We start from the raw sequence: 517 nt of genomic DNA, 5'->3' as shown, positions 1-517 counted from the left end.
ATCTATGTAATAAATTTTCACCCTCTGAATTTTTAAGATTAGGATCTGCTCCTAGTTCCAATAAAAAATGTAAAAGTTCTAATTTATTAGCTCTTTCTGTTTTACTGGCAAAACCTAGAGGATCAACTTGAAAGATCAAAGGTTTGTATTGTCCATTGCTATTATAAAAAGAAGCATTGATATTAGCTCCCTTATCCACCAAAAGTTTAATAATTTTTTTTGTTTTTTCTAATAAATCTATATGATCATCATCTATTTCAAAACTAACGCAAGCTAATAAAAAATTCAACCATGTTTGATCTTTTACAAATTGTAAAATAAATTCATGAAATTCATGATCATATGCCTTGTGTAAGCAAAATAGGTAATAGGCTATAGTAGGTCTTTGGATTGGGTATAAATCATAAATATCCTTACCTTTTGGATCTTCTATGATGCAAACTACATTTATACCTTCTTTATGGATAAATTCTTGCCATTCTTTATAATATTTATCTTTAATGCTATGTTTGATTTC

The 517-nt window shown here is 27.3% G+C and carries 1 pseudogene; it reads right to left on the bottom strand.

Annotated features, from left to right (window positions below):
• Positions 1 to 517, bottom strand: a pseudogene (locus ACOTVC_RS09050) (ankyrin repeat domain-containing protein); the annotation flags it as partial.

It is taken from the genome of Campylobacter sp. GB48, from assembly GCF_049221845.1.
Taxonomy (GTDB): Bacteria; Campylobacterota; Campylobacteria; order Campylobacterales; family Campylobacteraceae; genus Campylobacter_D; species Campylobacter_D lari_C.
Note: the sequence above shows the minus strand (reverse complement) of the source record. Positions and strands in the feature narration are given on the sequence as shown.